General features: G+C 74.4%; 10 protein-coding genes. 5 read left to right on the top strand and 5 right to left on the bottom strand.

The features are described from left to right. Nucleotides 1-148: 148 nt before the first annotated feature. Nucleotides 149-2,296: a primosomal protein N' gene (locus OG965_RS09740; protein WP_371651187.1), complete on the top strand. Its 2,148-nt coding sequence runs from the start codon at nt 149-151 to the stop codon at nt 2,294-2,296. Nucleotides 2,297-2,483: 187 nt separating this feature from the next. Here the strand turns inward: OG965_RS09740 and OG965_RS09735 are convergent, their stop codons facing one another. Beyond that, on the bottom strand, nt 2,484-3,014 hold the full coding sequence (locus tag OG965_RS09735) for a hypothetical protein (RefSeq protein WP_329397113.1): 531 nt from the start codon (nt 3,012-3,014) through the stop codon (nt 2,484-2,486). Nucleotides 3,015-3,296: 282 nt separating this feature from the next. Here OG965_RS09735 and fmt point away from each other — a divergent pair, with 282 nt between their 5' ends. After that, a complete protein-coding gene (gene fmt / locus OG965_RS09730) occupies nt 3,297-4,226 on the top strand; it encodes a methionyl-tRNA formyltransferase (protein WP_371651185.1) in 930 nt (309 codons plus the stop codon). An 89-nt stretch (nt 4,227-4,315) separates the two neighbouring features. Continuing rightward, entirely contained in the window at nt 4,316-5,773 is a 1,458-nt protein-coding gene (locus OG965_RS09725; RefSeq protein ID WP_371651183.1) for an RsmB/NOP family class I SAM-dependent RNA methyltransferase, read from the top strand. Between the two features lie 83 nt (nt 5,774-5,856). On the opposite strand, the gene OG965_RS09720 is transcribed toward OG965_RS09725, so the two are convergent. Beyond that, a complete protein-coding gene (locus OG965_RS09720) occupies nt 5,857-8,052 on the bottom strand; it encodes an MMPL family transporter (RefSeq protein WP_371651181.1) in 2,196 nt (731 codons plus the stop codon). Between the two features lie 180 nt (nt 8,053-8,232). Between OG965_RS09720 and rpe the strand changes: the two genes are divergently transcribed. After that, nucleotides 8,233-8,916: a ribulose-phosphate 3-epimerase gene (gene rpe / locus OG965_RS09715; RefSeq protein WP_371651179.1), complete on the top strand. Its 684-nt coding sequence runs from the start codon at nt 8,233-8,235 to the stop codon at nt 8,914-8,916. Between the two features lie 79 nt (nt 8,917-8,995). Beyond that, entirely contained in the window at nt 8,996-10,048 is a 1,053-nt protein-coding gene (locus OG965_RS09710) for a sugar-binding transcriptional regulator (RefSeq protein ID WP_371651177.1), read from the top strand. A gap of 96 nt (nt 10,049-10,144) precedes the next feature. On the opposite strand, the gene OG965_RS09705 is transcribed toward OG965_RS09710, so the two are convergent. Genes OG965_RS09705 through OG965_RS09695 form a run of 3 tightly spaced genes read right to left on the bottom strand, consistent with a single transcriptional unit; the run spans nt 10,145 to nt 14,193 of the window. Next, on the bottom strand, nt 10,145-11,314 hold the full coding sequence (locus OG965_RS09705; protein ID WP_371651175.1) for an amidohydrolase family protein: 1,170 nt from the start codon (nt 11,312-11,314) through the stop codon (nt 10,145-10,147). A gap of 1 nt (nt 11,315) precedes the next feature. Further along, a complete protein-coding gene (locus tag OG965_RS09700; protein WP_371651173.1) occupies nt 11,316-12,644 on the bottom strand; it encodes a glutamine synthetase in 1,329 nt (442 codons plus the stop codon). A gap of 4 nt (nt 12,645-12,648) precedes the next feature. Next, nucleotides 12,649-14,193 carry an ATP-dependent DNA ligase gene (locus OG965_RS09695; RefSeq protein ID WP_371651171.1) on the bottom strand — a complete coding sequence of 515 codons (1,545 nt, stop codon included), beginning with the start codon at nt 14,191-14,193 and terminating at the stop codon, nt 12,649-12,651. Nucleotides 14,194-14,245: the final 52 nt, after the last annotated feature.

Below are 14,245 nucleotides of genomic sequence, written 5' to 3'. Positions count from 1 at the left end.
ACGGCTGAACAAGGCGAATGGGGACGTTTCCCGTTTCCTCTCCGGGAGGGAACAGCACCGCGCCCGGGCTGTCGAGAGAGCCGTCGGTCGGGATGGCCGGACCCATGGCCGAAGGCCCCTGTCAGTGCCGTCTGGTAGGAATTTGGCTGTGAGCAGCGAGAACGAGAAGCCGGGCGGGGGCGCCGAGGGGGGCGGGGCGGAGCAGCTCGCGCTCATTCGGGAGACCGTGCGCAAGGCCAAGGTGCCCAAGGCCAAACCGCGGACCTGGCGCGGGGCCGCCCTTGCCAAGGGGCTGCCCGTGGCGCGGGTCGTGGTGGACAAGGGCGGCGTCCACCTCGACCGGTTCTTCGACTACGCGGTCCCGGAGGAGCTGGACGCGGACGCGCAGCCGGGGGTGCGGGTGCGGGTGCGGTTCGGGGCCGGGGCGCGCCAGGTGCGGGACGGGCGCCGGGAGGGCGGCGGGCTGATCGACGGGTTCGTGGTCGAGCGCCTCGCCGAGTCCGACTACTCGGGGCCGCTCGCCGCGCTGGCCAGTGTCGTCTCGCCGGAGCGGGTGCTCAGCCCCGAGATGCTGGCCCTGGCCCGGGCGGTCGCCGACCGGTACGCGGGGAGCCTGGCGGACGTGCTGCAGCTCGCGGTGCCGCCGAGGAACGCAAGGGCCGAGGCGAAGCCTTCGCCCGAGCCGCCGGGGGCGCCGCCGGTGCCGGACGCGGGGACCTGGGTGCGGTACGGGAACGGGGGCGCGTTCCTGCGCGCGCTGGCCGCGGGCGGGGCGCCGCGCGCGGTGTGGACCGCGCTGCCCGGCGCGTCCTGGGCCGACGAGATCGCCCGGGCCGTCGCGGCCACGCTCGCGGGCGGGCGCGGCGCGCTGGTCGTGGTGCCCGACGGGCGCAGCGCCGGGCGGGTGGACGGCGCGCTCACGGCGCTGCTCGGAGAGGGGCGGCACGCGCTGCTGACCGCCGAGTCCGGCCCGGAGAAGCGGTACCGGCAGTGGCTCGCGGTGCGGCGGGGCTCGGTGCGGGCCGTGGTCGGGACCCGGGCCGCGATGTTCGCCCCGGTCGAGAGGCTCGGCCTGGTGGTCGTCTGGGAGGACGGCGACTCCAGCCACAGCGACGACCACGCGCCCTTCCCGCACGTCCGCGAGGTCCTTGAACTGCGCGCCACCCACGACAAGTGCGCGTTCCTGCTGGGCAGTACGAGTTGTACGGTCGAGGCCGCGCAGCTCGTCGAGAGCGGCTGGGCGGCGCCGCTGGTGGCCGACCGGGCCACCGTACGGGCGGCCGCGCCGCTGGTGCGCACCGTCGGGGACGGCGAGCTGGCCCGGGACGAGGCGGCGCGCGCCGCCCGACTGCCCAGCCTCGCCTGGCAGGTCGTCCGGGACGGGCTGAAGAGCGGCCCGGTCCTGGTCCAGGTGCCGCGGCGGGGATACGTACCCCGGCTCTCCTGCGAGCGGTGCCGGACGCCCGCGCGCTGCCGGCACTGCGCCGGGCCCCTGGAGGCGCCGGACGAGCGGGATCTGCAGTGCGGGTGGTGCGGGCGGGGCGAGCCGGAGTGGCGCTGCGCGGAGTGCGGCGGCGTACGGCTGAGGGCGCGGGTCGTCGGGGCGCGCCGGACCGCCGAGGAGCTCGGCCGGGCGTTCCCGGCGGTGCCGGTTCGGACCTCCGGGCGCGACCACGTGCTGGACAGCGTGCCCGGGCGGCCCGCGCTGGTCGTCTCCACACCGGGCGCCGAGCCGGTCGCCGAGGGCGGTTACGCGGCGGCGCTGCTCCTCGACGGCTGGGCGATGCTCGGGCGGCCCGATCTGCGCGCCGGGGAGGAGGCGCTGCGGCGCTGGATCGGCGCGGCCTCGCTGGTGCGCGGCCAGGACGAGGGCGGCACGGTGGTGGTGGTCGCCGAGCCGACGCTGCGGCCGGTCCAGGCCCTGGTCCGCTGGGACCCGGTCGGCCACGCGCTGCGCGAGCTGTCCGAGCGGGCCGAGCTGGGCTTCCCGCCGGTCTCCCGGATGGCCGAGGTCCTGGGCCGCCCGGAGGCGGTCGAGGCGTTCCTGACGAGCGCTCAGCTGCCGCCCGACGCACAGGTGCTCGGCCCGGTCCCGATGCGGCCGAGCGAGCCGGGCCGGGCCCGGCGCCCCGGCGACCCTCCGGTGGGGGAGACCTGGGAGCGGGCCCTGCTCCGGGTGCCCCCCGGCAGCGGCTCGGCCCTGGCCGCCGCGCTGAAGACCGCTCAGGCGGTACGGCTGGCGCGCGGGGGCGGCGACCCGGTGCGGATCAGGGTGGACCCGCCGGACATCGGCTGAGGGGCTGCCTCGTGGGCGGGGCGGCGGGGCGCCTGGCGGGCTGTCGGCGGCGGTGGCCCGGCCCCGTGCACCCGGCGCCCTTTGCGCCCTGGGTGGCCCGCTCCGTACGCCCCGCGGAGCCGCGCAGACAGGTGCCCCCGGCGCGCGTTCAGATGCGACGAGGGCACGAAAAGACAAAAGGGTGCGGTCAGCCGTTGCGCGGGCCCGGGAACGCCGTCGTGCGGGCCTCCTCGCGCAGCGACTGCGTGGTCGCTGTCGGCTGGGGCGGCATCGAGCGGGCGGCCGGCACCGCGGGGATCCCGGCGGGGACCGGCAGGGTGCGCGTCACGGTCGCCTCGGCCGGGTGCTCCGCCTCGGCGGTCTGGGCGGCGGCCCGCCGCGCCCCGTAACGCCGGTGCACCGCCTGCTTGGTGACCCCCAGCGCCGAACCCACCGCGTCCCACGAGAAGCCCAGGGAGCGGTCGAAGTCCACCGCCGCCGTCACCAGGGTCTCGACGCTGTCCCGCAGCTCCTGGGCGAGCCGGACGGTGGGGGCGGGAGCCCTGCCGTAGACGACGAAGCCCGTGGACGGGCCGGAGCGGCGCGGACGGTAGACGTTGCCGAGCTGGGCGGTGAGGGTGCGCAGCGCGTCCACCTGCCGGCGGACCCGCTCGATGTCCCGCACCAACAGGTGCAGACTGGCCCGTGCCTGGGCGTCGTGGGTTGCGTGGTCGGCCATGAACAAGCCTCTCGAACCGGCGTTGTTGAAAAGGGATCGGGCCGCAAGCGCGGCCCGTTTCGGTCAATCTCTCTTGACCAACGCGCCACCTGGTGTTGTGGTCACGCTGCGGGGGCGTATGGGCATATGCAGAGGGCGCGCGGGGCCGCGTACGCCCCTGTCCCCGCAGCGCGTGCGGAACGCCCCGGCGGGACACCCGGCGGCACGGCCGGGACACCCAACCGACCGGCCGGGACACCCAATAGACTGGGCGTCGCTCTCTACAAAGCGAGGTACCCCCCAGTGAAGCTCGTCTTCGCAGGCACCCCCGAGGTCGCCGTTCCCGCCCTGGACGCCCTGATCGCCTCCGGCCGCCACGAGGTCGCCGCCGTGGTGACCCGGCCCGACGCGCCCGCCGGACGCGGCCGCCGACTGGTGGCCAGCCCCGTCGCCCAGCGCGCCGAGGAGGCCGGCATCGAGGTGCTGAAGCCGGTGAAGCCGCGCGACGAGGACTTCCTGGCGCGGCTGCGCGAGATCGCCCCCGACTGCTGCCCGGTCGTCGCCTACGGGGCGCTGCTCCCGCAGGTGGCGCTCGACATCCCGGCCCACGGCTGGGTGAACCTGCACTTCTCGCTGCTCCCCGCCTGGCGCGGCGCGGCCCCCGTCCAGCACGCGCTGATGGCGGGCGACGAGATCACCGGTGCCTCCACGTTCCTGATCGAGCGCGGGCTCGACTCCGGTCCGCTGTACGGGACGGTGACCGAGGTCGTCCGCCCCACCGACACCAGCGGCGACCTGCTGACCCGGCTCGCGTTCGCCGGTTCCGGGCTGCTCGCCGCGACCATGGACGGCATCGAGGACGGCTCCCTCAAGGCCGTTCCGCAGCCCGCCGACGGGATCACCCTCGCCCCGAAGATCACCGTTGAGGACGCGCAGATCGACTGGTCCGCCCCGGCGCTCCGGGTCGACCGCGTGGTGCGCGGCTGCACCCCGGCCCCGGGTGCCTGGACCGTCTTCCGCGGCGAGCGGCTCAAGCTCGTCCAGGCGGTGCCGGTCCCGGACCGTACGGACCTGGCGCCGGGCGAGCTGTCCGCCGGGAAGAACAACGTGTACGTCGGCACCGGCTCGTACGCCGTCGAGCTGCTCTGGGTCCAGCCCCAGGGCAAGAAGCCGATGAAGGGCGCGGACTGGGCGCGGGGCGTGCGCATCGCCGCGGACGAGCACGTCGGCTGACGCGGGCGCGCCGACCCGGGTGGGGGCGCGCGGCGAACAGTCGTACGCTGGTCGGGTTCGCACCATCTGACCAGCGGAGCACCTTTCACGTGAACGATCAGCCGCACAGCCGTCCCCGGAACAGCGACGGCAAGGGCGGTGGCAAGCCGTACCGCCGCCCCAAGAAGGACCCCGTCCGCATCCTCGCCTTCGAGGCGCTGCGCGCCGTCGACGAGCGGGACGCGTACGCCAACCTCGTACTGCCGCCGCTGCTGCGCAAGGCCCGCGAGGGCGGGAACTTCGACGGCCGCGACGCGGCGCTGGCCACCGAGCTCGTCTACGGCACGCTGCGCCGCCAGGGCACCTACGACGCGATCATCGCTGCCTGCATCGACCGGCCGCTGCGCGAGGTGGACCCGCCGGTCCTCGACGTGCTCGCGCTCGGCGCGCACCAGTTGCTCGGCACCCGGATCCCGAGCCACGCCGCGGTCTCGGCCAGTGTCGAGCTCGCCCGCGTGGTGCTCGGCGACGGCCGGGCCAGGTTCGTCAACGCCGTGCTGCGCAAGATCGCGGCGAACGACCTGGACGGCTGGCTGGAGAAGGTCGCGCCCCCGTACGACGAGGACGCCGAGGACCACCTCGCGATCGTGCATTCGCACCCGCGATGGGTCGTCTCGGCGCTCTGGGACGCGCTGGGCGGCGGCCGCGCGGGCATCGAGGACCTCCTGGAGGCCGACAACGAGCGGCCCGAGGTGACCCTGGTCGCCCGCCCCGGCCGGTCCACCACCGACGAGCTGACGGACGTTCTCGGCGAGGACAACGCGCTGCCCGGCCGCTGGTCGCCCTATGCCGTACGGATGGCCGAGGGCGGCGAGCCGGGCGCGCTCGACGCCGTGAAGGACGGCCGGGCCGGAGTGCAGGACGAGGGCAGCCAGCTGGTGGCCATCGCACTCGCGAACGCGCCGATCGAGGGGCGGGACGAGCGCTGGCTGGACGGGTGCGCGGGCCCCGGCGGCAAGGCGGCGCTGCTCGCCGCGCTCGCCGCCGAGCGCGGAGCCGCCCTGCTCGCCTCCGAGAAGCAGCCCCACCGGGCCCGGCTCGTGGAGCGCGCGCTCGCCGGCAACCCCGGCCCGTACCAGGTGATCGCGGCCGACGGCACCCGGCCGCCGTGGCGGGAGGGCTCCTTCGACCGGGTCCTGATGGACGTGCCGTGCTCCGGGCTTGGCGCGCTGCGCCGCCGCCCCGAGGCCCGGTGGCGCCGCCGCCCCGAGGACCTGGAGGGCTTCGCGCCGCTCCAGCGCGGGCTGCTGCGCGAGGCGCTCTCGGCGGTCCGGGTGGGCGGCGTGGTCGGTTACGCGACCTGCTCGCCGCACCTCGCCGAGACGCGGATCGTGGTGGAGGACGTGCTCAAGGGCCGCGGCGGGGCTCCCGTCGAGGCCGAGTGGATCGACGTACGGCCGCTGATGACGGGCGTCGCGGGCCTGGGCGAGGGCCCCGACGTACAGCTGTGGCCGCATCTGCACGGGACGGACGCGATGTATCTGGCGCTGCTGCGGCGCACGGCGTGAGAGAAGGGCCCGGAGTGTCGACTCCGGGCCCTTTCCGGTTGGTCGGGGACGTCCTGGTTCGTTGAGGGTGTCCCCGCTCGCCCTCAGTCGGTCGGTGGTCCGGCCCCCGCCGGTACCGCCGCCGGGCCCTCCTCCGGGTCGCGCGACAGCCGGTGCGGCCACCACACCCGCCGCCCCACGTCCAGGAACAGCGACGTCACCAGGATCGAGCGGACGATGAAGGTGTCCAGCAGGACGCCCAGCGCCACCGCGAAGCCGATCTCGGCGAACGCCACCATCGGCAGGGTGCCGAGCACCGCGAAGGTGCCCGCCAGGACGAGGCCCGCCGAGGTGATCACCGCGCCGGTGGCGGCGAGGCCGGTCACGACACCCCGGCGGGTGCCCTGGCGGGCCGCCTCCTCGCGGATGCGGGTGGACAGGAAGATGTTGTAGTCGATGCCCAGGGCCACCAGGAAGACGAAGACGAAGAGCGGGAAGTCGGTGGACTCGCCCGCGTAGTCGAAGAGATGGCGGAAGGCGAGCGCGCTGATGCCGAGCGCCGCCGCGAACGACAGCACGACCGTCGCGATCAGCAGCAGCGGTGCGACCAGTGCCCGCAGCAGGATCCCCAGGACGCACAGCACCACCAGCAGCACCAGCGGGATGACCAGCTTGTTGTCGTGCGTGGTGGCCTTCTCCATGTCCAGGACCGCGGCCGTACCGCCGCCCACCCGGGCATGGGCGCCGGGCACCGCGTGGACCGCGTCCCGCACCCGCTCGACGGTCGCGTGCGCGGCGGCGCTGTCCGGGCTCGCGGTCATCGTGGCTTCGATCAGGACCTCGCCGTCGTGCTCGGCCGCGGTGCCCGGTGGCACCCCGATCGAGGCGGGCACCACGCCGTCGGTGGCCGCGACGGCCCGGCGCACCTCCGCCGCCTTGTCGGCCGCCGTGATGATCACCAGGGGATCGCCGCTGCCCGCCGGGAAGTGCTTCGCCTGCACCTCCGCGCCCACGATCGAGTCCGGTCTGCCGGTGAACGAGTCCGCGTTGCTCAGGCCGTTCGCCTTCAGCTGGAGCAGGCCGAGCGAGCACGCCGCGAGCACCACGGCGGTCGTCACCCAGACCGTACGGGGACGGGTGGCGATACGGCGGCCGGTGTGGGCCCAGACCCCGCGCGCGGTCGGGTCGGGGGAGCCGAAGACGGGCTTGGCCGGCCAGAAGATCCAGCGGCCGAAGATCACCAGGAGCGCCGGGAACAGCGTGAGCATGGCGAGCAGCGCGACCGCGACGCCGATGGCCGCGACCGGGCCGAGGCCCTTGGTGGAGTTCATCTCGGCCACCATCAGGACCAGCATGCCGAGGACGACCGTGGCGCCGCTGGCGAGGACCGCGGGCCCGGCCCGGTGCAGGGCGAGCGCCATCGCCTCGTGGCGGTCCTCGTGGCGGCGCAGCTCCTCGCGGTAGCGGGAGACGAGCAGCAGCGCGTAGTCGGTGCCCGCGCCGAAGACCAGCACGGTGAGGATGCCGGCGCTCTGGCCGTTGACGGTCAGGCCCGCGTGCCGGGCCAGCAGATAGATCAGCGCCTGCGCGGCGGAGAGCGCCCAGACCACGGAGATCACCGGCACCAGGATCAGCGTGGGACTGCGGTACGTGATGAGAAGCATCACCACGACCACCGCGAGCGCCGAGAAGAGCAGGGTGGAGTCGATGCCGGAGAAGGCCTTGGCGAAGTCGGCCGAGGTGCCGCCCGGGCCGGTGATGTGCACCTGGAGCCCGCTGTCGCTGGTGCCCGACTGGTCGCGCAGCCGGTCCGCGGCGTCCGCGATGTGGTTCCAGCCGTTCTTGTCCATCTTGATCGGCACGAGGATCTGCGCGGCGGTGGCGCCGGGGTCGAACTGCGGGCCCTGGACGCGGGCGCCCTGGATCCCGTCCGCGCTCATCCCGCGCATCGCGCTGGCGTCGGCGCCGATCTTCTGCTTGTCGGCGAGGGTGAGGCCGCCGTCGCGCGCGTAGACGACGATCGCCGGGATCTCCTCCGGCCTGAACGCCTTGGCGGAGTTGAAGACTTGGGTGGACTCGGCGCTGCCGGGCAGCCACGAGGTGGCGTCGTTGTCCTGGGCGTCGGTGAGCTTCTGGGCGAGCGGGAAGGCGACCGCGACCACGATCAGCCAGAGGACGAGCACCAGCCATTTGGTGCGCCGTCCGCAGACGAGCCACGCGACTCCGCGGGGGCCGGGTCCCTGCCCGGTCGCCGCGGGGTGTTCCTCGCTCTGGTCAGGGTGAGTGCGCGGGTCGGACATCACGTCCCCCATGGGCCCGCGGACGGCGCGGGGTGCCGCTCCCGAAATGGCCTGAAACATCAGGATTACATGGAGTCTCCCGGTCCGGCGAGTCGTAGGAGAGACGTAGGTCTCGTGTCCCGGGGGCCTCGAATCCGTACCGTGGCAGGCAAGTGGTGCGAGGCATGGCAGGCTTGGGGCATGGCTCAGATCAACCCCAGCATTCTCTCCGCCGACTTCGCGCGGCTCGCCGAAGAGGCCAAGGCCGTCGAGGGCGCCGACTGGCTGCACGTGGACGTCATGGACAACCACTTCGTGCCGAACCTCACGCTCGGCCTGCCGGTCGTGGAATCCCTGCGCCGGGCGACGGAGACCCCGCTGGACTGCCATCTGATGATCGAGGACCCCGATCGGTGGGCCCCGCAGTACGTCGAGGCGGGGGCCGGATCGGTCACCTTCCACGCGGAGGCCGCCGCCGCGCCGGTGCGGCTCGCGCGGGAGATCCGGGCCAAGGGGGCGCGGGCGTCGATGGCGCTCAGGCCCGCGACGCCCATCGAGCCGTACGAGGACCTGCTGCCCGAGCTGGACATGCTGCTCATCATGACCGTGGAGCCCGGTTTCGGCGGTCAGCCCTTCCTGGACGTGATGCTGCCGAAGATCCGCCGCACCCGGGAGCTGATCTCCAAGCACGGCCTCGAACTGTGGCTCCAGGTGGACGGCGGGGTCTCCGCGACGACCATCGAGCGGTGCGCGGAGGCGGGCGCGGACGTGTTCGTGGCCGGGTCGGCCGTATACGGAGCGAAGGACCCCGCCGACGCGGTGCGTACCCTGCGCTCCATGGCGGAACGGAGCACGGCGAGCGCCCCATGGGCATGCGGCCACTGAGCCACGGCTCGGTGAACGCGGCCCTACGGGGCTGATCAAGGACCGTTGGATCTGACAGGATGAACAGCGAGTCCAGAGTGTGAACAGCAGTGAGGAGATCGCGGTGTCTGCAATGTCGGCGGGTCGGTCAGCCCTGCGGATGGGACCCGCGGAGCTGGTGCAGGCGGCGGCCATGGCCCGCCGCTTCTATCTGGAGGGCAAGTCCAAGATCCAGATCGCCGAGGAGTTCGGCGTCAGCCGCTTCAAGGTGGCCCGGGTCCTGGAGACCGCCCTTGAGCGCGACCTGGTGCGGATCGAGATCCGCGTCCCGGCGGAGCTGGACGCGGAGCGCTCGGACGCGCTGCGCGCCCGGTACGGGCTGCGGCACGCCGTCGTCGTCGAGTCCCCCGAGGCCGGCGAGGACGAGTCGTCGCCCGACCCCGAGAACCTGGGCGAGGTCGCCGCGGATCTGCTCGGCGAGCTGGTCAGCGAGGGCGACGTCCTCGGCCTGGCCTGGGGCCGGTCCACCATCCACATGGCCGCGGCCCTCGACCGGCTGCCGCCGTGCACGGTCGTGCAGCTCACCGGGGTGTACGACGCGGGCACGGCCGAGCGCGGCTCGGTGGAGGCCGTACGGCGCGCCGCCCAGGTCTCCGGCGGTGACGCCCACCCCATCTACGCGCCGATGCTGCTGCCGGACGCGGCCACCGCGGCCGCGCTGCGCAACCAGACCGGGATCGCGCGGGCCTTCGAGTACTTCGACAAGGTGACGGTCGCGGCCGTCTCCATCGGCTCGTGGGAGCCGGGCATCTCCACGGTGCACGACATGCTCACCGACGAGGAGCGGGCGCACTACGCCTCGCTCGGCGTCGCGGCCGAGATGTCCGCGCACCTCTTCGACGCGGACGGCCGACGGGTCGGCCGGGACCTCGGGGAGCGGTGCATCACCGTCGAGGCGGACCGGCTGCGGCGGATTCCGGAGGTCGTCGCGATCGCCGGGGGGCAGCGGAAGGCTTCCGCGATCGATGCGGTGCTGCGGTCCGGCCTTGTCACCAGTTTGGTGACGGATACCGCCGCGGCGGACTTCCTGCTGCACGAGACCGGTGCGCAGCCTCGGCCCGCGCTGGATCGGGCCGACCCCGACGGGGACTGAGCCCCCTGTCGGTGTCGGGCCCTTTCCGGGGCTTCGCCCTGGGCCCCCTCTCGGCTGCCGGTCCGCTGTGGCTGGTCGCGCAGTTCCCCGCGCCCCTTAGGCACCTCCTGGCTGGGGGGTTGCGTAGACCCGCTCGGCGTTCTTGCTCCCCAACAGCTCCGCCACCCTGTCCGCGTCCGTGTGCGACCACGCGCCCGACGCCGTCCAGGTCCCCAGCAGCTCGTCCAGGCCCTCCTTGAAGAGGCGGGCTCCCACCACGTACAGCTCGGGCAGGCCGTAGGCGTCGGTGGAGAAGAGGAGCTTGCCGAACGGGGTGAGCTCCAGCATCTCGGCCAGTACGGCACCGGCCCGGGCGCCCGTGTGGCTGAGGGTGAGCCCCATGTCCGCGTACACATGCGGATACACGTGGGCGAGGTAGGCGGCGTTGCGGTGGTACGGGTAGCCGTGCAGCAGGATCAGCGGGGTGCCGGAGCGGCGGGTGGCCCGGATGAAGTCGGTCAGGAGCAGCGGGTCGCAGCGGTGCAGCCGTAGGTCCGGGTCGCCGAAGCCGGTGTGCAGCTGGAGCGGGAGCCGGGTGGCCACCGCCGACCACAGCAGATGGCGCAGCAGGACCGGATCCTTGAGACGGTCGTCCTTCGGCCGTTTTTTCAGCCAATTCGCCGCCGCGTCGCGCACCTCGTGGAGCGCGGGCGGCTCGGGGGCGAGGTCGAGCCCGTACCGGTAGGCGGCCACCGACTTGAAGCCCACGGCCGTGGTCGCCGCCGAGCGGATCCCCGCCGCCAGCTCCGCCAGGAACGTGTCCGCGTCCCGGGTCGTGTCGGCGGCGAGCTCGGCCAGCCGCTCCAGGCGCACGATCTCGTGGACGGGGGCGCCGCTCAGCTCGGCGAGCTCGTCGGGCCCGGTGATGTCCCCGGGGAGGCCGGTGTCCATGACGTACGCGCCGATGCCGCTGCCCCGCAGCAGCAGCCGGGTCGCCTCGCGGGCGCCGAGCTCGTGGCGCCGGGCCAGATAGCGCTCCGGCGTGCAGTGCGGCTCCAGGCCGAGCAGCGGCGGGCACCAGCGGCGCACCGCGAAGCCGAGCTGGGTGTCGAAGAAGCTGGTCCCGGGCGCGGCGGGACCGTCGGCCTCGGTCAGGAACGCCTCGAAGGCGGCCGGGCCGGGGTCGGTGCGCAGCACGCCGTGACAGTGGTGGTCGAGCAGGGTGCCCGGGGGTGCCTCGACCGCCGCGCTCCCGGGCGCGCCCGCCGCCCCCTCCTGTCCCGTCACCTCAGTACCTTCCCCGCGTCGCGTCCGCGATCTCCTGCGCGGATTTGCCCTCGAACAGGGCCGACTCCGCCTTGCGGACCGCCGCGAACGCCTCGAAGAGCGGGTCGCCCATCGCCTCGCGCAGGACCTCGGAGGCGGTGAAGTGGCGCAGTGCCTCGGGCAGGGAGGCGGGGAGCCGGGGACGGCCGCCGACCACCGCAGGGTCGCCCGCGACCGGGTCGGGCAGCATCGCCTTGGCGTCGAGGCCCGCGAGACCGGCCGCGATCACCGCACCCACCGCCAGGTACGGATTGGCGGCCGGGTCGAAGCACTTGACCTCGGCGTTGGCGGTGTCCGGGTCGTCGGGCGGGCCGGCGATGAAGCGGAGGGCGGCCTCCCGGTTCTCCAGCCCCCAGCACTGGAACGCGCCGGCCCAGCGGGAAGGTTCCAGGCGGAGGTAGCTGGCGGGGGAGGGGGCGCCGACGGCGAGGAGGGCGGGCAGGGCCGCCAGGACGCCCGCGAGGAACGACTCGCCGTCGGCCGTCATGGCGAACCGGCCGTCCCCTCCGCCGCACAGGTTCCGGTCGTCCTGCCAGAGGCTGAGGTGGAGGTGGGCGCCGTTGCCGACGCCGCCCGCTGTGACGACCGGGCCGAAGAACGGGGTGAGCCCGTGGCGTACCGAGACCGCGCGGATCGTCTCGCGCACCAGCACCGCCAGATCCGCCGCCCCCACCGGATCGGTGGGGGCCACCGACACCTCGAACTGGCCCTCGGTGTACTCGGGGTGGATCTGGAGCACCTCCACGCCCTGCTCCACGAGTGCGCCGAGCACATCACCCAGATACGCCGACCGCTCCACGATGCGCGCCATCCCGTAGGCCGGGCCTTCGAGGGAGGGCGAGACCGTCCACTCCGTCTCGAAGCCCATCCGCAGCGAGAGGCCCCGCTCGGCGGCCCGGCGCGTCATCCGCCGGGCGAACAGCCGCTGGCAGCCCGGGTGTTCACCGCCCTGCTGGTCGTAGCGGTCGACCGGGGCCCAGGCCCAGCCCGGCTGCCCGGCGAGCACGGTCAGCCGGTCCAGATCGGGGAAGAGCCGCAGATCGCCGTCCGGGCCGCCGCTGTAGCGGCTGGAGGTGGCCGAGTCGTCCACCAGGAAGGCGTCGAAGCACGGCGACATGCCGACCCCGCGCTCCACGGCCGAGGGGAGGCGGGCCGCGGGCACCGCCTTCACACGGGCGATGCCCGCGTTGTCGACCGAGGTCAGCGCCACCGCGCGCACCCCCTCGGCGGCGAGTCGCGCCGCCTCCTGCCGGGCCCGCTGTACCCGCTCCCGCACCTGCTCCGACCGCACTTGTTCAGTCCCTCCCGCCGCCCAGTGCCTTCACCGTGGCGACCGTGTCCGCCTCCGAGGCGCTCTTGTCCTCGCGGTAGCGCACTACCCGCGCGAACCTCAGTGTCACCCCCTCCGGGTAGCGCGACGATCTCTGCACCCCGTCGAAGGCGATCTCTACGACGAGTTCCGGCCGCACCCGCACGCCCCACGGCTCCTCGGCCACCGCCAGTTCCCTCAGCCGCTCGGTCTGCCAGGCGAGCAGCGCGTCGGTGAGCCCCTTGAAGGTCTTGCCCAGCATGGCGAACGAGCCGTCCGGGCGGCGGGCGCCGAGGTGCAGATTGGAGAGCGTGCCGGTGCGCCGGCCGTGGCCCCACTCGGCCGCGAGCACCACCAGGTCGAGGGTGTGCACCGGCTTGACCTTGAGCCAGGAGGCGCCCCTGCGGCCCGCGCTGTACGCCGAGTCCAGCGCCTTCACCACCACGCCCTCGTGGCCGCGCTCCAGCGTCAGGGCCGCGAACTCCCGTGCCGCGGCGCGCTGTTCGGGATCGTCCGGGTCCTCCACCGTCACCCGCCGCACCCGGCGCGGCCCGGGCGCCACCCGGACGAGCTCGGCGCTCCGCTCCCGTACGGAGAGGTCGAGCAGATCGCGGCCGTCCACCGAGAGCAGATCGAAAAAGACCGGAAACAGCGGCAACCTGTCCTGTGCGCCGGTCACATCCAGCCGTGAGCCGACCCGGCCCGCGATGTCCTGGAACTGCCGGGGCCGCCCCTCCTGGTCGAGCGCGATCACCTCGCCGTCGAGGATCGCCCGCTCCGCCGTCAACTCCCCGGCGGCGGCCACCACTTCGGGCAGCCGTCCGGTGATCTCGTCCAGCGTACGGGTGAAGACCCGCACCTCGTCGCCGTCGCGGTGCACCTGCACCCGGATGCCGTCCAGCTTCTCCTCCACCGCGCACGGGCCCAGCCGCTCCAGCGCCTCGTCCACGTCCTTGGCGGTCTGCGCCAGCATCGGCAGCACCGGCCGGCCCACGTCCAGCCGGAAGGCGGCCAGCGCCCCGGCGCCGCCGCCGAGGAGCGCCGCGGCCACCGTCCCCAGCGAACCGCCGAGCATCACCGCGCGCCGCACGTCCGCCGCCGGGGCGCCGGCCGCCTCGGCGAGCCCCTCCACGGCGGCCGCGTCGAGCGCGCCCTGCCGGACCTCACCGGTGATCAGGCCGAAGAGGAAACGCTGCTCCTCGTCGGTGGCGGCGGCCATCAGCTCACGGGCGAGCCGCTTGCGCTCGCTCCCGGCGCCCTTGCCCGACAGGGCCGCGATCCGGTCGAGCGCCGCGTCCACCTCCTGGACCGTCAGGGCGGGGCTCGCGGCGGGCGGCGGGCGGTCCTTGAGCGTGCTCCAGCCGAGCCCCGTGCGGCGCTGCGGCAGCCGTCCGGCGAGATAGGTGACCACCAGCGGGGCCTCGTCCGGCGCGGTCTCGCGGAACAGCGCGGCGAGCAGGGCGGACTTCTCCGTACGGGAGGAGGTCGCCGTGATCTCCCGGGAGGTGGTGGCCACATCGGCGAGGAGCATGGCCCCATCGTCACCCGGCGCGTTCGCGTCCGCAGGCTCTGGGTGGCAGCAT

The sequence above is a fragment of the Streptomyces sp. NBC_00224 genome, from assembly GCF_041435195.1.
In the GTDB taxonomy this organism is placed as follows: domain Bacteria; phylum Actinomycetota; class Actinomycetes; order Streptomycetales; family Streptomycetaceae; genus Streptomyces.
This window is presented reverse-complemented; position numbering and strand designations above follow the sequence as displayed.

Coding starts and splice junctions, on each gene's coding strand:
- OG965_RS09735 (WP_329397113.1), bottom strand. CDS start 3,014: ATGGCCGACCACGCAACCCACGACGCCCAGGCACGGGCCAGTCTGCAC.
- OG965_RS09720 (WP_371651181.1), bottom strand. CDS start 8,052: ATGTCCGACCCGCGCACTCACCCTGACCAGAGCGAGGAACACCCCGCG.
- rpe (WP_371651179.1), top strand. CDS start 8,233: ATGGCTCAGATCAACCCCAGCATTCTCTCCGCCGACTTCGCGCGGCTC.
- OG965_RS09695 (WP_371651171.1), bottom strand. CDS start 14,193: ATGCTCCTCGCCGATGTGGCCACCACCTCCCGGGAGATCACGGCGACC.